Below are 22,746 nucleotides of genomic sequence, written 5' to 3' on the forward strand. Positions count from 1 at the left end.
CTGAGCCTGCCCCGAGTCCCCTCGGCCGGCTGAGCCGGAACCCGCCCCACGTCGAGACCCGCTCGGCACTCTTGCTGATCCCAAGCACGTCCTCTCAGCAAGGAGTTCCCGGGTGTCCAACACCGAACCCGACTTCATCTGTGTCCACTGTGGTCTGACCATGTCCGCCCTGACCCCCGAGGGCGACGAACGCGACCACTGCTCCGGTTGCCTGACCTCCCGGCACGTCCACGACCAGCACGACGGCGGCGTCTCCGACTGCGCCGGACGCATGACACCCCTGTCCGTCGTGGTCCCCGCCGACGGCCGATGGCGTCTGGTCCACCGCTGCGTGGACTGCGCCGAACTGTCCGAGGGCCTCGTCTCCGGCGACGACGGCCCACTCCCGCTCATGCGGATCGCCGTGCGGCCACTGGCCGAACCGCCGTTCCCGCTCGAACTCCTCGGGCGGGTGTGAGCATGGGCCGGCGCAACCACCGCGAACCCCGGCGACCGCAACGCCGCAAGACCGTGCTGCGCGCGCGGGGTGAACAAGGGCGTCGCGCCGGCCCGGAGGCGGAGTCCTTCCGCTGTGCCGGGTGCCGGCTCGACGTGCCCGCCCACGCGGTCGGCTCCGCCCATCGCAACCACTGTCCGCACTGTCTGACCAGCCTGCACGTCGACGGCCGGGTCCCCGGTGACCGCGCCGCCGACTGCCGGGGCCGGATGAGCGCGGCCGGGGTCTTCGCCCGTCCGGACGGTGAGTGGATGCTCATCCACCGGTGCGCGTCCTGTGGCGGGTTGAGCGCCAACCGGATCGCGGGTGACGACAACGCCCGGGCCCTGGTCCGGTTGGCGGTGCGGCCGCTGGCGGCGTCGGAGGCGGCCCGCCGGGCCCTGGCCCACCTGTGATCGACACGGCGCACCCATGACCTGCACCGATGTCAACATGACACGTGCAACACCGTGAACCCCGGGTGAGGTGCGTCGTGTTCTCACGGGTCTGGCAGGCTTGACTTCACAGGTTTTCCCAGGAGAGATGGGTTGTCATGAGTGAGTTCCGTATCGAGCACGACTCGATGGGTGAGGTCAAGGTCCCGGCTGCCGCCAAGTGGCGGGCACAGACCCAGCGTGCCGTCGAGAACTTCCCGATCTCGGGACAGGGGCTGGAGAACGCCCACATCGCCGCTCTCGGCCAGATCAAGGCCGCCGCCGCCAAGGTCAACGCCGAACTCGGCGTGATCTCCGACGACCTCGGCAAGGCCATTCGCGACGCCGCCCTGGAGGTGGCCGACGGCAAGTGGAACGACGAGTTCCCGATCGACGTCTTCCAGACCGGTTCGGGCACCTCCAGCAACATGAACACCAACGAGGTCGTGGCCACGGTCGCCAAGGAGCGCACCGGCCTGGACGTTCACCCGAACGACCACGTCAACGCCTCCCAGTCGTCCAACGACGTCTTCCCCTCCTCCATCCACATCGCCGCCACCTCGGCCGTGCGGAACGAGCTGATCCCGGCCCTGCGCCACCTGGAGGGCGAACTCACCCGCAAGTCGAACGAGTTCGCCTCCGTGGTCAAGAGCGGTCGCACCCACCTGATGGACGCCACCCCGGTCACCCTGGGCCAGGAGTTCGCCGGGTTCGCCGCGCAGGTCCGCTACGGTGTCGAGCGCATCGAGGCCGTCCTGCCGCGCGTGGCCGAGCTCCCGCTGGGCGGCACCGCCGTCGGCACCGGCATCAACACCCCGGAGGGCTTCGCGGCCCGGGTCATCGCGGAGATCGCCGAGAACACCGGTCTGCCGCTGACCGAGGCCCGGGACCACTTCGAGGCGCAGGGCGCCCGTGACGCTCTGGTCGAGCTCTCCGGCCAGCTGCGGACCATCGCGATCGGCTACTGCAAGATCGCCAACGACATCCGCTGGATGGGTTCGGGCCCGACCACCGGTCTGTCCGAGATCTTCCTGCCCGACCTGCAGCCGGGTTCCTCGATCATGCCGGGCAAGGTCAACCCGGTACTGTGCGAGGCCATGCTCCAGGTCTCCTCGCAGGTGGTGGGCAACGACGCCGCGGTGGCCTTCGGCGGCGCCTCCGGCAACTTCGAGCTCAACGTGCAGCTGCCGATGATCGCCCGCAACGTGCTTGAGTCGATCCGTCTGCTGGCCAACGTCTCCACGGTCTTCGCCGACCGCTGTGTGGCCGGTATCGAGGCCAACGAGGAGCAGTGCCGGGTCTACGCCGAGTCCTCCCCCTCGATCGTCACCCCCCTCAACCGCTACATCGGCTACGAGGAGGCCTCCAAGGTCGCCAAGCAGTCGCTGGCCGAGAAGAAGACCATCCGCGAGGTGGTCCTGGAGCGCGGGTACGTCAAGGACGGCAAGCTCACCGAGGAGCAGCTCGACGCCGCCCTCGACGTCCTGAAGATGACCAACTCCCAGTAGGTCGCCGCCGGGACCCACGTCCGGGCACCTCGCTTCGGCGGGGTGCCCCTCGCACGCCAGGAACCCCTCCGCCCCCGACGACGTCGGACGATCGAGGCAGAACACCCCCGTCCCCGGCTTCCCCGGCCCTCTTCGAGAGAGCGACAGATGTCGAGTAACAGCGAACAACGCATCGCCGACCGCTACGTCCTGCGCCGTGAACTCGGCCGGGGCGGCATGGGCATCGTCTGGGAGGCGTACGACACCGCCCTCGATCGTGTCGTGGCCATCAAACAGGTGCTGTTGCCCGGACACTTCACCGACGCCGAACGCGACGACGCGCACGCGCGGGTGCGCCGCGAGGCGCGGTCGGCGGCCCGGGTCAACCACCCCACCGTGATCACCATCCACGACGTCTTCGAGCACGAGCACGACCCGTGGGTGGTGATGGAACTCGTCGAGGGCGGTTCGCTACAGGAGACGCTCGCCGAGGAGGGCGCCCTGTCCCCGGATCGGGTGGCCGAGATCGCCGTCTCGCTGTTGGAGGCCGTGCGGGCCGCGGACGCGGCGGGCGTGCTGCACCGCGACATCAAGCCGGGCAACATCATGATGTCCGCCGACGGGCGGGTCATCCTCACCGACTTCGGCATCGCCACGGTGGAGGGCGGGCCGAGCATCACCCGGACCGGCGCGCTGATCGGATCGCCCGAATACATGCCGCCGGAGCGGTTGGAGGGCGCGCCCGCCGACCACCGAGGCGACCTGTGGAGCATCGGTGTGACCATGTACGCGGCGGTGGAGGGCTCCTCCCCGTTCCGCCGCGACTCCATCACGGCCGCGATCGCCGCAGTGATCTCCGCCCCCATGCCGCCGATGACGCGCGCGGGGTGGCTGGAACCGGTGATCTCGGGTCTGCTGGAGCGCGACCCCGAGCGCAGGTTCACCGTGGACCAGGCGCTCGGGTCGTTGACGGATCTCCGGTCCGGTTCGGCCGGTTCGGCGGGCGCCACCGCGGTCGCCGCCGCGGCCGGTGTGCCGAGCGGTCCCCAGGGGCCGGTGGCCGACTATTCCACCGACCCGCACCACGGCGGTGGCCACCATGGAAGCGGCGCCTACCCGAACGCCGCCGCCCACGCCGCCCCGGTCGCGCCCCCGCCTCCGCACGAACCCGGGCGCCGTTCCCGCAAGGGCCCGATGATCGCCATGTTCGCCGCCGCCGCGGCGCTGCTCCTGGTGGCCGGGTTCGTGCTGGTCGTGGCACTGCGATCCGACGAAACCCCGACCGACTCCGCCGCGGACTCCGAGAGCGGTCAGGAGTCCACCGGCGACCAAGGCGGCCAAGGGGAGCAGGGGGACCAGAACGATCAGGGCGGTGGGGAGGGCGCCGGGCAGAACGACGCACCGGCCGCCGCGGACGGGACCCCTCCCGAGTACGACGAGGACGACCTGTTGCGCTACGCCTCGGAGTGGTTCACCATCTCCTACCCCGGCGGCTGGGAGATCGGCTCGGAGGATCTGGAGAACTCCTACGCCTCCTTCGTCGCGCCCGGCCTGGAACACCAGATCGACGTGGAGGGCTGGGAGGAGACCGAGTTCACCGGGACGAGCGCGGAGTACCTTGCCCTATCCCAGGGCGGCACCGACATCGACGGGGACGTCACCCGTGACTACGAGGTCTTGGAGTCCGAGGACTTCGAGGGCGACGACTTCGAGGGCGGCCTCGCCGGCATGGACGTGGCGATGGTCGAGGCGGACCTGGTGAACGACACCTGGGACGACTCCGAGCGTCGCTTCTGGGCCTACTCGGTGATCATGAACGAGGGGGAGGAGCGGGTGTTCTACCTGGTCACGGTGAACGTGCCGCGGGCGCAGGCCGATGACTTCGACGAGGTGCACGAGGACGTGATCGAGACCTTCACTCCGTTGAAGTGACCCCGACGGCGACGGCCCCGTCCGGAAGGTGTTCGCCTTCCGGACGGGGCCGAAGTGTTCTCTGAGGGCTCGGAGGGAGCGCCGCCGGGTCAGTACCAGCCGACGGACTGGGAGTGGGCCCAAGCCTCACAGGGCGTGCCGTAGCGGCCCTTGATGTAGTCGATGCCCCAGGCGATCTGAGTCGCCGGGTTGGTCTGCCAGTCGTCGCCATGGGTGGCCATCTTGCTGCCGGGGAGCGACTGCGGAATCCCGTACGCACCAGAACTGGCGTTCTGGGCGGTGTGGTTCCAGTTGCTCTCCTTCTCCCAGAGCGGTTCCAGGCAGCCGTTGAACTCCTCGGCACCCCAGCCCTCATCGAGGACCATCTGCAGGGCGATGCCCTTGGGGTCCCCCTCGAACTCCGCCGGGACCTCTTCTTCTTCCTCTTCCTCCTGGATGGCGGAGCCGGTGGCCGAGGTGCTGACGACGCTGTTGCCCCGGGCGCTCTCGCGCCGTTCCTGGGCCTGCTCACGCCGGTTCTGGAGTTCGTCCTCGGACATCTGCTCGGAGGAGGAGAAGAAGTCCTCGTTCTCCTCGGAGCCGCTGTCGCCTTCGGATTCTGTGTCGGTCGCGGGTTCTTCGGTCCCGGGGACCGCGGCGCTCGCCGCCAGGTCCGGGTCCAGGCCGTCGTCCGCGAACGCGGAGACGGCGAACGTCGCGCCGGCGACCAGGGTCGCCGCACCGACCGCCGCGGTACTACGCAGCGACATTCGGTTGAGTAGCACGATTGCCTTTCCCAAAAGGGGGTTTAGGGCAGGGAAAAACCTATTAATACCAGTTGTTCGCCTGTGAGTGGGCCCAGGCCCCGCACGGAGTGCCGTAGCGGCCCTTGATGTAGTCGATGCCCCAGGCGATCTGAGTCGCCGGGTTGGTCTGCCAGTCGTCGCCATGGGTGGCCATCTTGCTGCCGGGGAGCGACTGCGGAATCCCGTACGCACCAGAACTGGCGTTCTGGGCGGTGTGGTTCCAGTTGCTCTCCTTCTCCCAGAGCGGTTCCAGGCAGCCGTTGAACTCCTCGGCACCCCAGCCCTCATCGAGGACCATCTGCAGGGCGATCTCCTTGGCCGAGCCGGTGGGGACCGACCCTCCGGAGGAACCGGAGGAGCTCGCGGAGCCGGAAGAGTCCTCGGAGGTGCTCTCGGGTTCCGGTTCGGGTTCCGGTTCTTGGATTTCACTGCCGGAGCCCGAGCCGGAACGCGACGAGTCGTCGACGGCCGCGCCGGCCAGCTCACGGGCCTCCTCGCGCCGGTCCTCAAGGTCCCGCTCGTCCTCGGGGGAAGGGCTGGCGAAGAAGTCGTCCGCCGCTTCGGTCTCGGCGGGGGTCTCCTCGGCTTCGGGGAGGGTGGCCGCCGAAGTGGCCTGATCCGGGTCGGGAGTTCCGGTGCCCGCGAAGGCGGAGACGGTGAACATACCGCCCGCGACCAGCGCCGCGGCGCCGACCGCGCTCATCTGGCGCAGAGAGATGCGGTGGAGTAGCAAGGTCGCCCTTTCACGTTGACGCACGCGTGCCCCGTTCGGAGCCTTCGCGTGGTGTGGGATGCCGCTGCAGGACCGCTCGGCCCTGGTGACCTGCGTGGAGGGGACGGAATCGCCGTTCGACCGACCACGGGCGGGGGCTCCCACACGGGAGGGGGTTGCTCGGTGCAGCGCATTCAGCCTGCATCATCGTCACGGTAAAGTAACGCCGGTTTTACTGTGTCGTGACTCACATCACGGAATGTGCCTGTTTTTCAGGGCTCTGACCTGCGCTTTGACACGAAGAGTCAATAGGTGGTCAAGTACGGGCAGGTTTGTGTCACTCGTCTCCCAGTGCGGTTCTGAGTACTCGTACCGATGCGTCCGGATCCGCGAAAGCACAGCATGGGGGTATGAACGCCCAAGGAATCCCCCGACCGCCAGGGGCGCCGCACCACTGTCCCGACTGCCGGGCCGAGCTCATCTCCTCGGCCCGCGCCTGCCCGCGGTGCGGGCTCGGGCTGGTCGGGCCCACAGCGCAACGTCTGTGGTGGATCGACACCGAACTGGTCTCACTGGACCTGCGCAGGCACACGCTGTTGGAGGAGCGGCCCAAGGCGCTGGCCCGGCTGCGCGAGGAGACCCGCGCGGCCGCACCGGTCGCCACCCCCTCGGTGCCCGCCGCACCGGCTCCGGCCCCCGTGGCCGCGGCTCCCCGGCCCGGCGCGCCCACCCGTGAGGTGAGCCGACGCTCGGCGCAGAACGTCATCCTCGGCCTGGGCGCCCTCCTCATCGGGATCGCGGCGCTCGTCTTCGCCGTGTGGACCTGGAGCGACCTGGGCACCGGCGCCCGCGCCACCGTTCTGGGCCTGACCACCCTGACCTTCACCGTGGTGGCCGTGCCGCTCTACCGCCGCGGTCTGCGCTCCACCGCCGAGGCCTTCGGGGTGGTGGCCGCGCTCCTGATGTGCGTGGACGCGCTCGCCCTGTGGTTCCTGTCCGACGGGCTCACCAACGGCCCCGGGTACACGGCGGCCGCCCTGGCGGTGATCGCCGCGCTCCTGGCGCTCTACCCGGTCCTGGTTCCGCTGCGCTCGCCCCGGGTCCTCATGGCGCTGCTCGCCCAACCCGTACCGGTCCTGCTGGTGGCCGCCCAGCCGGACGCGCACCCCGCCTGGTGGTTCACCGCGGTGGGCGCCACCGCGCTCGCCGACGCCATCGCCGTGCACGTCCTCGGTACTCCGCGCCCGGGGGTTCCGGTCCGGACCCTGCGCGCGGCCGCGGTCCTACTGTGGGTGTTCTCCGCCATGTTCGCGGTGCTGACGGGCACCTTCCTGTTCATCGACGACGTCGACCCGTCGCACCGGTGGGCCCTGGCCACCACGTTGTTCCTCGGTGGGACGACCGGGCTGCTCATGGCGCGAGGCCCCGGCCAGAACGCCGACGCGCCCTCGCCGTACTCCGTGGGCGGTCTGGCGGCCCTGGCCCTGCTTCCCCTGGCCGCGGGGCCCTCGACCCTTCCGGCGCTCCCCCGGGTGACCGTCTCGCCGTGGAGCGTGTCCCCGGCGCAGATGGCCGCCCCGGCTCCGGCTCCGCCCCACCACGCGGCCCTCTACCTGACCGGGATCGTGGTGGCGGCGCTCCTGGCGCTGGGCGCGGTGTGGCTGCTGCGCCGCCGTTCGTCGTTCGTCATCGCGGTACTCCTGGCCCCGGCCACGCTCCTGGTCGTGCCCGCCCTCCTCGGGATGTCCTGGACGATCACCGTGGTGTGGGCGCTGCTGATCGGTGCCGCGCTGGTCCTGAGCGCCGGAGTGGCGCCGCGCGGACTGAGCACGACACCGGTACTGGTCGGATCCGCCACCCTGTTCACCGGCCTGGTGTGGGCGCTGCCGGAGCGGTACACGACCTTGGCCGCGCTGCTGCTGCTCGTGGTCACCGCCCTGATCGCCGCCGCCGGGGCCCGTCGGTTCGCCGAGCCGGGCCCACGACCGGAACCGGGCGGTCGGGTCGCCGGACTGTACATGGGCGCGATTCTGCCGTGGGCGTTGGTCCTCCTGACCGGTTCGGTCTTCGTGCTGGTCAACCGGGGCGCTCCCGGAACCGAACAGGCCCAATGGTGGCTGTTGACCGCCACGGTGGTCCTGACGGGGGCGACGGCGCTGCTGCTGAGTCGAGTGGCCACGCCCTCCTCGCTGCCGGCCCCGACCGCACCGGGCCAGACGGACGAACGCGCCGATCTACGCGGAATGTTCGCCGTGGTGGGCCTGCTCGTCCTGCCGGCCGCTCCGTTATCGGCGCTGCCGTCCCAGAACCCGGCCCTGAGGTTGTTCTCGTCCGAACACGCGGCCTGGTCGGCGTCGCCCGGGGTGGTGCGCGAACCCGCCTCCGCCGTGCTGGGGTCGTCCGCACCGGCCGATCCGTTCACCGGGTTCGCGGCGGCCTTGGCCGTCGTGGCGGTGGGTGTGTCGGCCTTGGCGCTGGTCGTGTTCATCGAACGGCGTTGGGCCGCCGCGGGTGTGGCGCTGATCGCCCCGCCCACGCTGGTTCCGCTGCCGGTGTTGGCGGACGCCCCGTTCGCGGTGGCGGTGGTGTGGACCCTGTTGGTCGGCGCCGCGCTGTTGTTGTGCGCGGGTCGGACGCACGGGTCCCTGTCCGTCCGGCTGCTCGGGGCGAGCGGCCTGGCGACCATGTTGACGGGTCTGGCGTGGTCGTCGGTGGAGCGGCACACGATGCTGTCCGCGCTCGTCCTGCTCGCCGCGATCACCCTGGTCTCGGCGCTGTCGGCGCGGCGCCCGTCCGCCGAGGGCGACGCCGCGACGGTCTACCGGCTGACCGTGGTCGTGTGGACCGTGACACTGGTGATCGGCGGCGCCTCCCTGGCGGCCACCGCCTACGATGCCCTCCCGGGCGAGGGCCATGGTCCCTGGTGGCTGTTGGGCGCCACGGGGCTGTTGCTCGGCGCGACCGCGCTGCTGCTCGACGGGGTCGCCTCCCGGGTGTTCGGCGCGGTCGAGAAGCGCACCACGGAGTTCGGCCCGTTCGGGATCTTCGGGCTACTCCTGCTCATCGCCCAACCTCTGGTGGTGGGCCCGGCCGGATCGCCGGCCCTGTCGTTCTTCGCCCCGCGCGGGCTTCCGACCGGGGCGCTGCTGGAACCCGCGCACGAGTTCATCGGCTTGCCCGAGGCCACCACCCTCGCCGGCCCCTCCGTGGCGCTGGGGACGTTGGTCTTCGGTGCCCTGGCGGTGGGCGCGGTACGGCTGTTCCACCAACGCCTGCTCGTGCCCGCGGCTGCGCTGCTCGCGCCGGTGACACTGGTGCCGCTGCCGTTCGCGCTCGGTCTGCCCTTCCTGGTCGCCCTGGTGTGCACCGTGCTGGTGGGAGCGGCCCTGACGGCCGGTTCCGCCCTACCGAACCGGGCGGGGACCGCGTGGGTCGTGTGGTCCACCGGACTGTTCGCCTTCGCCCTGGCCTTCAGTTGGGCGCTGTCGGAGCGCTACTCCGCCGTAGGGGTGTTGCTGGCCTGGGCGGTCGCGGCGTCCGTGGCGTCCTCCCTGGCCCGTGTCAGATCGATCATCGTGGCCTCGACCGCCGCGGCGACCTTCGGCACCGGAGCGTTCGCCCTGGCGCTGCTCATGTCCTTGGGGCTCTGGGCCGAGTACGCCGCCTTCGGTCCCCTGTTGGTGGTCGCCGCCGTGGCGGCCGCGGCCCCGCGCCTGCGTTCGCCCCTGTCGGAGGCCACCGAGGTCCCGGCCGCCGTGTGGGCGGTGATCGCCCTGGCCATCACCATGGGCGCGGGATCCCGACTGGAACTGGTCGCGCTCGCCCTGGCGGTGGTCGGGGTGATCGGTCTGGCCTGCGCGGTGCGCCCCGGCCGCCGGTGGGTGGCACCGGTCGGCGGATTGTTGATGTTCTGTGCGATGTGGACGGCGCTGGCGGCCTGGGACGTCACCGTTCCCGAGGCCTATACGGTGCCGCCCGCACTCGCCTTCCTGGTGGTCGGCTGGGAGTGGGAGCGCCGGGCCGAGGTGAAGCCCTCCAGCCTGCTCTCCTACGGCGGTGGACTGTTGTTGCTCCTCGGTCCCACGGTCTGGCTCGCGATCGACGGCCAGGACCTGGGGTGGCGGGTCCCCGCAGTACTCGTGGTGGGTGTGGCCATGGCCGTGTGGGGCTTGAGGTCCCGTCTCCAGGCACAGCTGTTGCTCGGCGGAGGGGCACTGCTGGTGGTGTCCCTTCGGGCCTTCGGTCCGCCGCTGTGGGACCTGACCCTGCTGCTGCCCAACTGGGTGCCGTTCGCGGTGGTCGGCCTGCTGCTGCTCCTGATCGGCGCGCGCTACGAGGCGAACCTGAACCGATTGCGCCGGATCGGTCGGTACGTAGGTGCCCTGCGCTGACCACCGCCCACAGGTGTGGCCCCCGCCGATTCGGCGGGGGCCACATGGTTCGTCGGGTCAGCTCTCCAGCATCTCGGTGACCAGGGCGGCGATCGGGGAACGCTCCGACCGGTTCAGGGTGACGTGGGCGAACAACGGGTGGCCCTTGAGCTTCTCGATGACGGCGACCACCCCGTCGTGGCGGCCCACCCGCAGGTTGTCGCGCTGGGCGATGTCGTGGGTGAGCACCACCCGGGAGTTCTCCCCGAGTCGGGACAACACCGTCAGCAGGACCCCGCGTTCGAGGGACTGCGCCTCGTCCACGATCACGAACGCGTCGTGCAGGGACCGACCCCGGATGTGGGTGAGCGGCAGGACCTCCAACATCCCGCGGTCCACGATCTCCTCGATGACGTCCTCGCTGGTCACCGCGGACAGCGTGTCATGCACCGCCTGGCCCCAGGGCGTCATCTTGTCGTTCTCGGTGCCGGGCAGGTAGCCCAGGTCCTGGCCGCCCACCGCGTACAGCGGGCGGAACACCATCACCTTGCGGTGCTGGCCGCGTTCCAGGACGGCCTCCAGACCGGCGCACAGCGCGAGCGCGGACTTGCCGGTACCGGCACGACCACCGAGCGAGACGATGCCGACGTCGGGGTCGGTGAGCAGGTCGAGGGCGATCCGCTGCTCGGCGCTTCGGCCCTTCAGACCGAACACGTCCTTGTCGCCGCGCACCACCTTCACCGACTTGTCCGCCTGGACCCGGCCGAGCGCCCGGCCCTGTTCGGAGACGAGCACCAGACCGGTGTGGCAGGGCAGTTCCCTGGCCTCCTCGATCTCGCTGTCCCCCTGGGAGAACAGCTCCTGGATGTTGGCGGCGGGCACGTCCAGCTCCGACATCCCGGTCCAGCCGTGCTCGATGGCGAGCTCTGCCCGGTACTCGTCGGCCTGCAGACCGATGGAGGAGGCCTTGATCCGCATCGGCAGATCCTTGCTCACCAGGACGACGGCGTCCTCTTCCTCATGCTCCTCCTGGAGGTTGCGCGCCACCGTCAGGATCCGGGTGTCGTTGTCGCCGAGCCGGAAGCCCGCCGGCAGGATCGTCGGATCGCTGTGGTTGAGCTCCACCCGGAGTGTGCCGCCGTATTCGTTCACCGGGACGGCGACGTCCAAACGGCCGTGGGCGACCCGCAGGTCGTCCAGGCGGCGCAGCGCGCCGCGTGCGAAGTACCCGAGCTCCGGGTGGTGACGCTTGCTCTCCAACTCGGTGATCACCACCACGGGGATGACGACCTCGTGCTCGGCGAACCGGCTCATGGCCACCGGATCGGCGAGCAGGACACTGGTGTCGAGCACGTAGACGCGCGTACCCTCTACCGCCTGAGGGGCGGTCGGGGACTGGGTGTCACGGCGATCGGTCGAGGAACTAGCCACTCGTTCTCCCCTTGGGCACCGCGAGGGCGCCCTACTGTCACGGGATCATGGAGGACCGGGACCAGGCCCACGAGGGCCGGGTCCGGCCCTCCTCGTCGACATCCCGCCAGGGCGGAGAAGATCAATGAGCCGGGGCCTCCCGAACGGATGGGCGAACGCCATCCGCTGTCATCGACGCTACGCGCCCCAGAGCCCGTTTTCCAGGGCCCGAGCCGACCTCCCCATGAACTCCTCGTTACGAGAGGTTGGTGGGAGGGCCGACGGGGGTCAGGAGCCGAAGCGCCGATTGCGCGCGCCGTAGGAGCGCAGGGCACGCAGGAAGTCCACTCTGCGGAAGGCAGGCCAGAAGACCTCGCAGAAGTAGAACTCCGAGTGAACGCTCTGCCACAGCATGAAACCCGACAGACGCTGTTCACCCGAGGTGCGGATGAGCAGGTCGGGGTCGGGTTGTCCACGCGTGTAGATGTGCCGTGCGATGTCCTCGATGTCCAGGCGCTCTGCCAGCTCCTGGATATCGGTGCCCTTGGCCGCCTCCTCGTGGAGGAGGGACCGAACCGCATCGGCAATCTCACGCCTACCCCCATACCCGACGGCGACGTTGACAACCAGACCCGGGTTTCCGGATGTGGCCTCCTCCGCCTCCTTCAGGGCACGAGCGGTCGAATCAGGCAGGACGTCGAGAGCCCCGACGGGGCGGGTGTTCCACCCCTCCTCGCGCAGCCGGGCGATGGTCTGCTCGATGATGCGCACGAGCGGACCGAGCTCGGCCTCGTCCCGGGTGAGGTTGTCCGTGGACAGCATCCACAGGGTGACGACCTGCACACCGATCTCGTTGCACCAGCCGAGCACCTCGAAGATCTTGTTCGCCCCGGCCTGGTGGCCCTGCTCGGCGCCCGGAAGACCGCTGCTCTTGGCCCAACGCCGGTTTCCGTCCATGGCGACACCGACGTGCCGGGGGATCTCCTGGCTGGTCAGACGGCGTTCCAGCCGCCGCTCGTACAGCCAGTACAGGGGGTCACGGAGCCCCATTGGCGAAACCTCTCAGAGCTGGATCAAAGGACGGCGCACTCCGGCGACGGATATGCCGACGGGGATGGGTCCAGAGTAGTTCGCCCGGGGCGCTCACGTCACGGCGAGCGACTTGCGCACGTGTTTGCGCCCTTGGTGGATGCGGGACTTGACCGTACCCAAGGCCAGATTCAGTTCGGAGGCGATCTCGTTGTAGTCCATTTGGCACAGGTCGCGCAGGACAAGGGGCGCCACCAGGTTGGGGCGGTCCTTCTCCAGCTGGTCCAGGGCCTCCAGCAGGTCGATCCGGGAACCGGCGATCACACTGGTGGTCCGGGGGTCGCTCTGATGCGGCATGCGCTCGGCCTCGGTGGGGAACTCGGCGGAGCGACGCTTCATGGACCGGTAGGTCTGACGTGCGGAGTTGGACACCACGGTGTAGAGCCAAGTGGTGAAGAGGGAGTCGCCCTTGAAGCTGTCGATCTTGCGGGCCACCCGCAGGAGCGCGTCCTGGCAGGCCTCCTCGGCGTCCTGGCGGTAGGGCAGGAACCGGGCGCAGCGGCGCAGTACCTCGGGCTGGATACGACGGAGCAGGTCGTCCAGGGCCACGGCGTCACCCTCCTTGGCCCGGCGCGCGAGATCCTCGAGTTCCTCGTCGACGTTGCTCGCCACCCGGCGGCGGGGGGTGGGGCGCTCCTCGTTGTCCGGTCGGTCACTACTACCCATGGTTCGTCTCTTCCTGGCTGACGACAGACGTCCGTTCGTGAGTTCACACGTCTATTGGACGTCCACGAACCCCGTTCGGCTCCGTTACCTCACTCGACTTCACGCGCCGATCCCGTTAATCCCACGCGGCGTTGTCCCACGAAGGCGGAGAACCCGAAGGGGCTCCTCCAGTCTCCACGCACCGATGGCGTCGGCGCTACCCGGGAACGGGATCATATCCGCGGAAGCCATCGCCAAGGCGCAGATGGTGTATTAGTGGGCAACGAACGCGTATTCACCCCCTACAGACCGAGGCGGAAATGAGCCAACCGGAGGCCTTTGGACGTTACCGCGTCATACGGCGCTTGGGGTCCGGTTCGTTCGCCACCGTCTGGCTGGCCCAGGACGACCTTCTGAACTACCCGGTGGCCATCAAGGTGTTGGCCGAGAACTGGGCGCATCAGATGGACATCCAGTACCGGTTCCTGGAAGAGGCGCGCATCCTGCGTCAGACCGACTCCACCTGGCTGGTGGCGGTGCACGACGTCGACGTACTGCCGGACGGCCGCCCCTACATGGTGATGACCTACGCCGACCAAGGCAGTGTCGCCGACCTCGTCCGTCGAGGTCAACTCCCCTTGGACGAGGCCCTGAGGTTGCTGACCGAGATCGGCCAGGGCATCACCGTGCTGCACAACCACGGCACCATCCACCGCGACATCAAGCCGTCCAACGTGCTGCTCCAGTCCTCCCCCGTCGGTCAGCGGGTGCTCGTCGCCGACCTGGGCTTCGCCAAGTCCATCGACGAGGCCTCCGGGTTCACCGCCGCCGCGGGAACCCCCGGCTACATGTCGCCCGAGCAGAGCATGCCCGGCGGCGACCTGGACGTGCGCTCCGACGTGTACTCGCTGGGCGCGGTCGCCTACGAACTCATGACCGGCCAGTCGCCGCCGCGCCCGCCGGTACGGGCCGCGCCTGGCCGGATCCGGCCAGGCCTGCCTCCCGCACTGGACGAACTGATCCTGGCCGCGCTATCGGTGGACCGCGAGGACCGGCCGAGCGACGCCAAGACCTTCACCGATCGGGTCAGGGCGATCCGTATGTCGCCCGACCTGCCCAAGGCGGCCCCTTGGTGGTCCCTGTCCCGCATGCCCTGGCGGCGGAGCGGCGCCCTCGCCCTCGTCTGCGGGGTGTTCGCCTTCGTCATGACCGCCTCACTCGGATCCCCGGGGATGTCGTTGACCACCGTCCGGCACGCGGCCCAGGACGTGCGCGTGGACGTGCCCTCGGTGTGGGCCCGGGAGTTCCACCCCGACCAGGAGGCGCGACCGGCCGTGGCCGAGGCCGGTGCCGGTCCCGGGCTGCTCGCCGCGACCGACGCCGAACACTGGAACGCCACCGACGAGGAGTCCTACGGGGTGTACGCCACGGTGCTGCCCGGCTCCCCCGACCTGCGCCGGGTGGCCGAGACCGACCCGTGCGCGGGGCAGCCCGAGGAGCGCTCCGTGCGCACCGACCGGTGGGAGGGCATGCTCTGGGAATGGCCAGAGTGCAACGACAACGGTACGTTCACCTCGATCGCGGTGCACCCGCCCGACACCCCGCGCACGGTGTACATGGAGATCCGCCAGCCCGACTACCGGCCGGACGTCGTGGACACCATCATCGACAACGTCCGGCTCCGCTAGCGGCGCTCGGCGGCCTCACCCTGCGAGCTGTGCGAGGAGTTCCTCGACGGTGGTGACGGGGAGCTTGCAGGTGAAGCCCTCGCACACGTAGGCGGTCGCCTTCCCCTCGATCGGCGCGCGGTGCTCCAGCAGGGGCACTCCCCCACTGTCACGTCCGTCGCCTCGGGACAGGACGGTGCCCAGCGGCGCCCAGCGCAGGACCGCGCGGACCATCTCCTCGACGGTCGGATCGCCGATGTCACCGACCACGGCCACGGCGCGCGGCCCGGTCAGCAGGGCCTCCCCGGCGACCAGGCCCCAACCGGCGAAGCGCGGGGCCTTCTCCGCCAGGAGCGGCACCACCGACAGTGCGCCCTCGGCCGCCTCCCGGTGGCGTTCGCTCCCCGTGAGCGCCGCGTAGGTGAGCAGCGCGGACGCGGCGGCGAACCGGCCCGAGGGGGTGGCGTTGTCCGTGGGGTCCTGGGGGCGACTGAACAGCTTCTCCGCGTCGTCCGCGGTGTCGAAGAACCCGCCCTCGTCGTCGCCGAAGTGGTCCAGGACCGTGTCCAGCAGACCGCCGGCCTCCCGCACGTAGCGGGCCTCACCCGTCACCCCGTGCAGGGCGAGCAGCCCCTCGGCCAGGTTCGCGTAGTCCTCCAGCACGCCCGTACCGGGGCCCGGTTCGCCGTCGCGCGAGGTGCGCACCAGGCGTCCGTAGCGCAGGTGGACGTCCAGGAGCAGGTCCACTGCCTCGCGGGCGGCGGTGATCCACTCGGGGCGCCCCAGCAGGGCCCCGGCCTCGGCCAGACCGGCGATCGCCAACCCGTTCCAGGAGGCGACCACCTTGTCGTCGCGGGCCGGCGGCACGCGGTCCGCGCGGGCGGACAGCAGGGCGGCGCGCACCCGGTCGTAGCGTTCGGGGTCGTCGGGGTCGGAGCGCAACTGTAGGACGGAGGAACCACGCTCGAAGGTGCCTTCCTCGGTCACGTCGAAAAGCTCGGCCGCCCACGCGCCGTCCTCCTCGCCCAGGACCTCGCGCAGCCGCTCGGGCGTCCACACGTAATAGGTGCCTTCCTCACCCTCGCTGTCGGCGTCCAAGGCCGAGGCGAACCCGCCCTCGGGGGTGCGCAGGTCGCGCAGCATCCAGTCGGCGGTCTCCTGGGCGGCGCGCAGCAGCAGCTCCTGGTCGGAGTCGGCCCCCGCGTCGCCTTCGGCGGGACGACGACTCAGCCGGGTGTAGGCCCGCAGCAACAGGGCGTTGTCGTACAGCATCTTCTCGAAGTGCGGGACCACCCAGCCCCGATCCACCGAGTAACGGGCGAAGCCCCCGCCGAGCTGGTCGTAGATGCCGCCGCGCGCCATGGCCACGGCGGTGCCGCCCGCCATGAGCGCGGCCGGGGTGGGCTCGTCGGCGGTCTGGAACGGGAAGGTCCGTTCGTGCTGCGCGGTGAGGAACGACAAGAGCATCGACGGCGGGAACTTCGGCTCGTCGCCGTACCCGCCGGAGGTGGCGTCGTAGTCACGGATCAGCGCTTGGACGGCCAGGTCCAGGTCGGCGGCGGTCGGCGGCGGCGAGGACGCCAGGCGACGTGGTGCGCTCAGCGCGTCCACCACGCGTCGCCCCTGCTCCACGAGGTCGACCCGCTTGTGCCGCCAGGCCGAGGTGATCCCCTGGAGCAGCCGCTGGAAGTGCTCGCGCGGGAAGTACGTGCCGCAGTAGAAGGGCGCCCCGTCGGGGGTGGCGAACACCGTCATCGGCCAGCCGCCCTGGCCGGTCATGGCCTGGGTGGCCTCCATGTACACCGCGTCGACGTCGGGGCGTTCCTCACGGTCGACCTTGATGTTGACGAAGAGGGTGTTCATCAGGTCCGCGGTCGCGGGGTCCTCGAAGGACTCGTGGGCCATGACGTGGCACCAGTGGCAGGCCGAATATCCGACCGAGATGAGGAGGGGGACGTCGCGGCGGCGGGCCTCGGCGAAGGCCTCCTCACCCCAGGGCCACCAATCCACGGGGTTGTCGGCGTGCTGCAACAGGTACGGGCTGGTCGCGTCGCTCAGGCGGTTGGGCATGTATCCCACTCTGCCGGCCCTCGTCCGACGGGTCAGGTCCCCACCCGGGCCAGGTACACGCGGGGCGCCGTCCCCTTCCAGCGTTTGAACGCCGTGGTGAAGCTCGGGGTGTTGCGGTAACCGAGCCGGCGTCCGGTCTCCTCGACCGTGCATCCCGCGGCGAGCAGTTCCTCCGACAACCCTTCACGGACCTCGTCCAACAGCACGCGGTAGGAGGTGCCCTCGGCCACGAGCCGCCGGCGCAACGTCCGTGAGCTGACGTGCAGTCGCCCGGCCACCACCTCGATGTCGGGGACGTCCGGGAACCCGGACATCAGGTGACCGCGGACCAGTCCGGCCACCCCGGAACGTCCGTACCTCTCCCCCAGCAGCCGCCGGCACTGTTCCTCGCCCAGGGCGACGGTGTGCGCGTCGGCGCGCGGCAGCGGCCGGTCGAGTTCCACCGCGTCCAGGACCAAGGCGTCCTCCTCTGCGTCGAAGCGGACGCGTGGGCCCAACAGCCTCGTGTAGGGCTCCGGGTCGGTGGGCGGGCGACCCCTCAAACGCACCTCGGGAAGTTGCTCCTCCGCCAGCCCGAGCTCACGACCGAACGCGATGATCGAGGCCAGTTCCCGGTGGACGAAGAAGCGCCGGACGTCCTCGGGCAGGTGTCCGGACCGCAACAGCAGGCGTGACCGGCCGCCACCCTCGACCACCCTCATGTCACAGAAGGCCCAGGTCAACGCGAGGTAGCGCAGCCCCACGCCGATCGCCGAGCGCAGATCGGGGCTGCCGGAGATCGCGAACCCCCAGATGCCGTGCGTGGTGAGGTGATAGCGGGAACCGGCGAGCACCGGCAGCGCCTCGACGGTCGGGAGCGCGTCGAGCAGGTTCCGGACGATCCGTGTCTCCTGCTCCGCGGTGACCAGGGTGTGCGGGTCCTCCAGGTCGGCCAGGGCGATGCGGGTTCCATGGAGGACGGTGCCCTTGGACACCGAGTGTTCCCCGCCCAGCCGCACCAGCAGTAGGGCGCTGGCCGGACCGCGCGGCAGGTCCCACCGATGCACCGGCATTCCCTCCTCCGTCCATACGCGTGTCCGAAAATGTTAACTCCCTGGCCGGAGGAAGAGTGTCCCAGCCCACACCCTGGTTCCTAGGGTGCCGTGAGAAGAGCGGTTCCGAGGAGCGGAGAACGAGGATGAGCACCGGTCACACCGAGGACACCCTGGCCGACATCGGCGCGCGGGGCGTACCCGAGTTCGAGGGGGTGCATGACGTCTGGCCGCGCGGAGAACGACTGAGCGCGGTCAAGGAGGCCGCCCACGCGTACAAGGAACGCTTCAAGTCCCAGGGCACGGTGCGCGCGGTGCGATCGGTGGACATCGCCGCGGCCCCCTATCCGGTCGCGTTCGCCTTCAACAACGCCGTGTCGGTACCGACCCTGCCGATGATCGCGATGATCAACCGCATGGTGGTGGTGCAGTACGACGATTGGGAGGGGCGTCCGCGCACCCTGGTGTTCGAACCGACCGTTCCGGACGGTTCGGCGGAGGCCCCGTTCTACCACCACCTCCAGGAGCTGATGCGCAGGATCCCGGGTGGGACCCGGCTGGCCGAGGCCTTCCTGCTCAAGTACTACAACGAGCCGGCGGACGCGCTGACCAAGCTCGGGCTCGCCCCGGAGGACATCGACTTCTGCACCTTCGACCACCTGCACGTCCAGGACCCCCGGATGATCCTCGGGTCGAGCCGGGTGATCCCCGGCGAGAGTCGCCCGCGCCCGCCCCTCTTCGGTTCGGCGCGGATGTTGGTGCACTCCCGTGAACTGGCCACCTTGGAGTCCCTGCACCCGATGCAGTGGGCGTGGTACGTGGAGGACGGGCTCAGCGGCGTGGACCGGTCGTCGTTCGTGACCTTCGACGGGGACGTCGAACTCGGTCCGGGCGTCACCTTGCTGTGGACGCCCGGGCACACGGACGGAAACCACTCTCTGCTGCTCAACACCCCCGACGGTGTGTGGGTCTCCTCCGAGAACGGCATCGCTCTGGACAACTGGCAACCAGAGTTGTCGAAGATCCCCGGAGTGCGCGGGTACCACCGGCGCTACGGCCGGGAGATCTGTCCGAACGCCAACACCCTCGAAGACTCGCTCGACCAGTACGACTCGATGGTCAAGGAGAAGATCCTCGCGGACCCGTGCCGTCGGGACCCGCGTTGGCTACAGATCCTCCCCTCGACGGAACTCGCACCGTGGAAGCGGTTCTGGCCGGTGATGCCGACGTTCGCGCATGGAGGCGTCTCCTACGGCGAACTCCGTGGGGGCGAGGCACGATGACGGTGAGGTCAGGGCCCGCAGGTGCCGTGGTCACCGGCGCGGGGCGCGGGCTGGGGCGGGAGATCGCCGCGCTGCTGGTGGAGCGCGGGTACACGGTGCTGATCACCGACGTCGACGGGGAAGCCGCCGCGGCCACCGCCGCGGACCTTGGCCCGCGCGCCACATCGATGCGGGTGGACGTTCGGGAAGAGGCCGAGGTCGTCGCGGCGGGCGACGAGATCCTGGCCCGCGCCGGACGACTGGACGTGTGGGTGAACAACGCTGGGGTGCTGGTCACCGGACCGGCGTGGGAACAGGACGAGGCGACCCGGTCCCTGCTGTTCGGCGTCAACGGCCTGGGCACCGTGAACGGCACCGTGACGGCGATCCGGACCATGCTCGGACGGGGAGGAGGCCACATCGTCAACATCGTGTCCCTGGCCGGGATCACCGCCGTGCCCGGCGAGGCCGTGTACGCCGGGTCCAAGCACGCCGCCATCGGCTTCAGCCTCAGCACCCTCGCCGACCTACGACTGGCACGGGTGCGCGACATCGACGTCTCGTGCGTGTGCCCGGACGGGATCTGGACGCCGATGCTGCACGACAAACTCCACGACCCCGAATCGGCGCTGTCCTTCTCGGGCAGGCTGCTGCGGCCGGCGGAGGTGGTCAGGGCCGTCGGCCGCGTCCTCGACCGGCCTCGTCCCGTGACGATCCTGCCTCGATGGCGGGGATGGCAGTCCCGGCTCGCCGACGCCCTGCCCGGGTTCGGGCTGTGGGCACTACCGATGGCGGTGGCCATGGGACGGAGCACCCAACGCAGGATGCTCCGATCCCTGAAGAACTAGTGCCGCGACGGGGTGAACCCTGGCCGACGCGGCGCTAACCCTTGTCCGTACCGCTGTCGGCCTTGTCCGAACCGGAGGCCTCGACCTTCGTGGTGTCGGTCTCGGCGGCCTCGTCGGACTCGCTCGCGTAGATGTTCGGCCCGGACGGCTTCTCTCCGGCCTCCTCGGCGCGCTCCGAGACACCCTCCAGCTTGCCCGTCATGTTGCGCATGAGGAAGAACAGGGCCACACCGATCGCGAAGATGGCGAGGAAGCCCATGACGCCGGGCGTGACCGTGTCCTTGTCCAAGGAGAAGCTGTCGGCGAGCACCATCGTGGACGCGAGAAGGGTGTTCATGTCGTTCATACTCTCATTGCTTCCCGGACCCCCGCGAAGAGGTCCTTCTCCGGGACCTCGGTGTCCACGAGGGACCGGACCAGGTGGTAGTCCTCGGTCGGCCAGGCCTCGGCCACGATCTCGTTGGGCACCGCGAACCAGAACCCGTTCGGATCGATCTGGGTGGCGTGGGCCCGCAGGGCGTCGTGCGCGACGTCGAAGTACTCACCGCAGTGCACCCGAGTGGTGATCTCCCAGCGACGGCGGTCGCCGTCCTTGATCCGCGCGGCCCAGTCCTCGAAGGGGTTCTCCAGGCCGCGTTCGGTCAGGACCTCGGCGAGCGCGTCGAAGCGCTCGGGCGGGAAGCCCACGAAGTAGTACAGCTTGAGGGGCTGCCACGGGTCTCCGGTGCCCGGGTAGGCGTCCGGTTCGGGCGCGGCGTCGAAGGCGTGCATCGACACCTTGTGGGTCATGATGTGGTCGGGGTGCGGGTAACCGCCGTTCTCGTCGTAGGTGAGGATCACGTGCGGGCGGAACCGGCGGATCGCCTCGACCAGAGGGGCCGCGGCCTCCTCCACCGGAAGGGTGGCGAAACACCCCTCGGGCAGGGGCGGCAGTGGGTCGCCCTCGGGCAGACCCGAGTCGACGAAACCGGCGAACTCCTGCTCGATCCCCAGGATCTCGCGGGCCCGGTTCATCTCCTGACGGCGTACCTCGGTGATGTTCTCCCGGATCTCCGGGCGTTCCATCGCGGGGTTGAGGATGTCGCCGCGTTCACCACCGGTCATGGTGACGACCAGCACTTCCGCGCCCTCTTGGACGTAGCGCGCCATGGTGGCGGCACCCTTGCTGGACTCGTCATCGGGATGGGCATGGACGGCCATAAGCCGCAGGCGCTCGGACAACGAAGGATTCTCCTTGGCTCGGTCGACGACCTGGACGACCTCTGGTCAGGGGCACGGCCGTGCCCCCGGTGGTCCACGACGTCGTACGACTCACGTGCGGGCCGCGTAGGGGGGCTGTCAGGTCGGGGATATCTTAGACAACACCATCCCCTCGCTCGGAGATTCCCAATGTCAGCGACCCCGGAAGATGATGCCGTGAACAGTGCCGACACAGCTCCAGCGCTCCGTAAGCGCCACGGCAACGGGCCCGTCTTCTTCATCGTCGGCACCATCTTCGCGGTGGCGGTCACCTTCGGTTGGGGATTCTCCGTGATGAGCTACAACGGGTTGGGCGGTGGCGTGTACCACCAGGTGGTGACGGTCACGGCGCCATCGGCCGACGAGGCGCGGATCTCCTTCGAGGTGAACAGCAAGGACGGCGCCGAGTGCCTGCTGCGCGCGTTGGACGAGCAGATGGTCGAGGTGGGTACGAGCAGGGTCGAGGTCGAGGCCGGTAACCGGATGGTCGAGGCGAGCATCGAGACGGTTCGTGAGGCCGGCACGGTAGAAGTGGCCTCTTGCAGGGAACAAGGTTCGCAAGACTGATCGACCGAGTCCTCCCCGGCCGGGTACCCAGGAGCGGGGCGGAACCCCGAGAGCACGGACACCGGGCGCCTGATCGCGCTCGGTGATATTCTCGTAAGTTCAGCTCTGGCCGCCTGGTGGCCTTTGCTACTAGTACACAAGGAGTTCCCGTGACCCAGACCCGCGATGACAACGCCACCTGGCTCACCCAGGATGCGTACGACCGGCTCAAGACCGAGCTGGACCACCTGTCGGGGCGTGGGCGCATCGAGATCGCGGAGAAGATCGAGGACGCCCGAGAGGAGGGCGACCTCAAGGAGAACGGCGGATACCACGCCGCCAAGGAGGAGCAGGGCAAGATGGAGGCCCGCATCCTCCAGCTCACCGAGATCCTGCGCACCGCGAGGGTCGGCGAAACGCCCCGTACCGAGGGCGTGGTCGGACCCGGCATGACCGTCACCATCATGTTCGAGGGTGACGACGAGGAGGTCACTTTCCTGCTCGCTTCCAGGGAGGAGAGTGGGTCCCCCATCGACGTGTACTCCCCCAAGTCCCCGCTGGGTTCGGCGATCAACGGCAAGCGTGTGGGCGAGACCGTCAGCTACGCGCTCCCCAACGGCAAGAGCCTCGGTGTGGAGATCATCGGAGCGGTGCCCTACGGCATGTGAAACGTCCGGTCGTCGCACGGACGAGACCACATGACGAGGGGCGGCCACGGCCGCCCCTCGTCGTGTGGCCGGTGGG

19 protein-coding genes are annotated in these 22,746 nt (G+C 69.7%); 10 read left to right on the forward strand and 9 right to left on the reverse strand.

Annotated features, from left to right (window positions below; all coding sequences use genetic code 11):
* Positions 1-112: 112 nt before the first annotated feature.
* The 4 genes from ABZ717_RS12620 to ABZ717_RS12635 all read left to right on the forward strand — a co-directional run bounded on the left by ABZ717_RS12620 (position 113) and on the right by ABZ717_RS12635 (position 4,328).
* Entirely contained in the window at positions 113-457 is a 345-nt protein-coding gene (locus ABZ717_RS12620) for an RNHCP domain-containing protein (protein ID WP_358508781.1), read from the forward strand.
* Between the two features lie 2 nt (positions 458-459).
* Positions 460-891 carry an RNHCP domain-containing protein gene (locus ABZ717_RS12625; RefSeq protein ID WP_358508783.1) on the forward strand — a complete coding sequence of 144 codons (432 nt, stop codon included), beginning with the start codon at positions 460-462 and terminating at the stop codon, positions 889-891.
* Positions 892-1,028: 137 nt separating this feature from the next.
* Positions 1,029-2,417, forward strand: a complete 1,389-nt coding sequence (locus ABZ717_RS12630) for a class II fumarate hydratase (protein WP_358508785.1) — start codon at positions 1,029-1,031, stop codon at positions 2,415-2,417.
* Between the two features lie 147 nt (positions 2,418-2,564).
* Positions 2,565-4,328, forward strand: coding sequence for a serine/threonine-protein kinase (locus ABZ717_RS12635; RefSeq protein WP_358508787.1), 1,764 nt, complete (start codon positions 2,565-2,567; stop codon positions 4,326-4,328).
* Positions 4,329-4,417: 89 nt separating this feature from the next.
* Here the strand turns inward: ABZ717_RS12635 and ABZ717_RS12640 are convergent, their stop codons facing one another.
* Positions 4,418-5,077, reverse strand: coding sequence for a lytic transglycosylase domain-containing protein (locus ABZ717_RS12640; protein WP_358508789.1), 660 nt, complete (start codon positions 5,075-5,077; stop codon positions 4,418-4,420).
* 58 nt (positions 5,078-5,135) lie between these two features.
* A complete protein-coding gene (locus tag ABZ717_RS12645; protein ID WP_358508882.1) occupies positions 5,136-5,846 on the reverse strand; it encodes a lytic transglycosylase domain-containing protein in 711 nt (236 codons plus the stop codon).
* Between the two features lie 389 nt (positions 5,847-6,235).
* On the opposite strand from ABZ717_RS12645, the gene ABZ717_RS12650 reads away from it, so the two are divergent.
* Positions 6,236-10,216 carry a hypothetical protein gene (locus ABZ717_RS12650; protein ID WP_358508791.1) on the forward strand — a complete coding sequence of 1,327 codons (3,981 nt, stop codon included), beginning with the start codon at positions 6,236-6,238 and terminating at the stop codon, positions 10,214-10,216.
* Between the two features lie 57 nt (positions 10,217-10,273).
* Here the strand turns inward: ABZ717_RS12650 and ABZ717_RS12655 are convergent, their stop codons facing one another.
* From ABZ717_RS12655 to ABZ717_RS12665, 3 genes are all read right to left on the reverse strand, one after another.
* Positions 10,274-11,626, reverse strand: coding sequence for a PhoH family protein (locus ABZ717_RS12655; RefSeq protein ID WP_358508793.1), 1,353 nt, complete (start codon positions 11,624-11,626; stop codon positions 10,274-10,276).
* 267 nt (positions 11,627-11,893) lie between these two features.
* A complete protein-coding gene (locus tag ABZ717_RS12660; protein ID WP_067606920.1) occupies positions 11,894-12,655 on the reverse strand; it encodes an isoprenyl transferase in 762 nt (253 codons plus the stop codon).
* A 93-nt stretch (positions 12,656-12,748) separates the two neighbouring features.
* A complete protein-coding gene (locus ABZ717_RS12665; protein WP_358508795.1) occupies positions 12,749-13,360 on the reverse strand; it encodes a sigma-70 family RNA polymerase sigma factor in 612 nt (203 codons plus the stop codon).
* A gap of 299 nt (positions 13,361-13,659) precedes the next feature.
* On the opposite strand from ABZ717_RS12665, the gene ABZ717_RS12670 reads away from it, so the two are divergent.
* Complete coding sequence (locus ABZ717_RS12670; RefSeq protein WP_358508797.1) at positions 13,660-15,027, forward strand: serine/threonine-protein kinase; 1,368 nt, start codon at positions 13,660-13,662, stop codon at positions 15,025-15,027.
* Between the two features lie 15 nt (positions 15,028-15,042).
* On the opposite strand, the gene ABZ717_RS12675 is transcribed toward ABZ717_RS12670, so the two are convergent.
* Together ABZ717_RS12675 and ABZ717_RS12680 are read right to left on the reverse strand one after the other, a co-directional pair.
* The gene (locus tag ABZ717_RS12675; protein WP_358508799.1) at positions 15,043-17,076 is read right to left on the reverse strand and encodes a thioredoxin domain-containing protein; all 2,034 of its coding nucleotides are present in this window, start codon (positions 17,074-17,076) and stop codon (positions 15,043-15,045) included.
* Positions 17,077-17,108: 32 nt separating this feature from the next.
* Positions 17,109-18,128: an AraC family transcriptional regulator ligand-binding domain-containing protein gene (locus tag ABZ717_RS12680; RefSeq protein ID WP_358508801.1), complete on the reverse strand. Its 1,020-nt coding sequence runs from the start codon at positions 18,126-18,128 to the stop codon at positions 17,109-17,111.
* A 125-nt stretch (positions 18,129-18,253) separates the two neighbouring features.
* On the opposite strand from ABZ717_RS12680, the gene ABZ717_RS12685 reads away from it, so the two are divergent.
* Positions 18,254-19,390, forward strand: coding sequence for a hypothetical protein (locus ABZ717_RS12685; protein ID WP_358508803.1), 1,137 nt, complete (start codon positions 18,254-18,256; stop codon positions 19,388-19,390).
* Complete coding sequence (locus ABZ717_RS12690) at positions 19,387-20,217, forward strand: SDR family oxidoreductase (RefSeq protein WP_358508805.1); 831 nt, start codon at positions 19,387-19,389, stop codon at positions 20,215-20,217. Before ABZ717_RS12685 ends, ABZ717_RS12690 begins: the two co-directional genes overlap by 4 nt.
* Positions 20,218-20,251: 34 nt before the next feature.
* Here ABZ717_RS12690 and ABZ717_RS12695 read toward each other — a convergent pair whose 3' ends face one another.
* Complete coding sequence (locus tag ABZ717_RS12695) at positions 20,252-20,554, reverse strand: hypothetical protein (protein WP_358508807.1); 303 nt, start codon at positions 20,552-20,554, stop codon at positions 20,252-20,254.
* A gap of 5 nt (positions 20,555-20,559) precedes the next feature.
* A complete protein-coding gene (gene mca, locus ABZ717_RS12700; RefSeq protein WP_358508809.1) occupies positions 20,560-21,438 on the reverse strand; it encodes a mycothiol conjugate amidase Mca in 879 nt (292 codons plus the stop codon).
* Between the two features lie 168 nt (positions 21,439-21,606).
* Between mca and ABZ717_RS12705 the strand changes: the two genes are divergently transcribed.
* Both ABZ717_RS12705 and greA read left to right on the forward strand, forming a co-directional pair.
* Positions 21,607-22,023, forward strand: coding sequence for a DUF4307 domain-containing protein (locus tag ABZ717_RS12705; protein WP_358508811.1), 417 nt, complete (start codon positions 21,607-21,609; stop codon positions 22,021-22,023).
* 149 nt (positions 22,024-22,172) lie between these two features.
* The gene (gene greA / locus ABZ717_RS12710) at positions 22,173-22,670 is read left to right on the forward strand and encodes a transcription elongation factor GreA (RefSeq protein ID WP_358508813.1); all 498 of its coding nucleotides are present in this window, start codon (positions 22,173-22,175) and stop codon (positions 22,668-22,670) included.
* Positions 22,671-22,746 lie beyond the last annotated feature (76 nt).

The organism is Nocardiopsis sp. NPDC006832 (assembly GCF_040635885.1).
GTDB lineage: Bacteria > Actinomycetota > Actinomycetes > Streptosporangiales > Streptosporangiaceae > Nocardiopsis.

Coding starts and splice junctions, on each gene's coding strand:
- ABZ717_RS12625 (WP_358508783.1), top strand. CDS start 460: ATGGGCCGGCGCAACCACCGCGAACCCCGGCGACCGCAACGCCGCAAG.
- ABZ717_RS12630 (WP_358508785.1), top strand. CDS start 1,029: ATGAGTGAGTTCCGTATCGAGCACGACTCGATGGGTGAGGTCAAGGTC.
- ABZ717_RS12635 (WP_358508787.1), top strand. CDS start 2,565: ATGTCGAGTAACAGCGAACAACGCATCGCCGACCGCTACGTCCTGCGC.
- ABZ717_RS12640 (WP_358508789.1), bottom strand. CDS start 5,077: ATGTCGCTGCGTAGTACCGCGGCGGTCGGTGCGGCGACCCTGGTCGCC.
- ABZ717_RS12650 (WP_358508791.1), top strand. CDS start 6,236: ATGAACGCCCAAGGAATCCCCCGACCGCCAGGGGCGCCGCACCACTGT.
- ABZ717_RS12660 (WP_067606920.1), bottom strand. CDS start 12,655: ATGGGGCTCCGTGACCCCCTGTACTGGCTGTACGAGCGGCGGCTGGAA.
- ABZ717_RS12665 (WP_358508795.1), bottom strand. CDS start 13,360: ATGGGTAGTAGTGACCGACCGGACAACGAGGAGCGCCCCACCCCCCGC.
- ABZ717_RS12670 (WP_358508797.1), top strand. CDS start 13,660: ATGAGCCAACCGGAGGCCTTTGGACGTTACCGCGTCATACGGCGCTTG.
- ABZ717_RS12675 (WP_358508799.1), bottom strand. CDS start 17,076: ATGCCCAACCGCCTGAGCGACGCGACCAGCCCGTACCTGTTGCAGCAC.
- ABZ717_RS12680 (WP_358508801.1), bottom strand. CDS start 18,128: ATGCCGGTGCATCGGTGGGACCTGCCGCGCGGTCCGGCCAGCGCCCTA.
- ABZ717_RS12685 (WP_358508803.1), top strand. CDS start 18,254: ATGAGCACCGGTCACACCGAGGACACCCTGGCCGACATCGGCGCGCGG.
- ABZ717_RS12690 (WP_358508805.1), top strand. CDS start 19,387: ATGACGGTGAGGTCAGGGCCCGCAGGTGCCGTGGTCACCGGCGCGGGG.
- ABZ717_RS12695 (WP_358508807.1), bottom strand. CDS start 20,554: ATGAACACCCTTCTCGCGTCCACGATGGTGCTCGCCGACAGCTTCTCC.
- ABZ717_RS12705 (WP_358508811.1), top strand. CDS start 21,607: ATGTCAGCGACCCCGGAAGATGATGCCGTGAACAGTGCCGACACAGCT.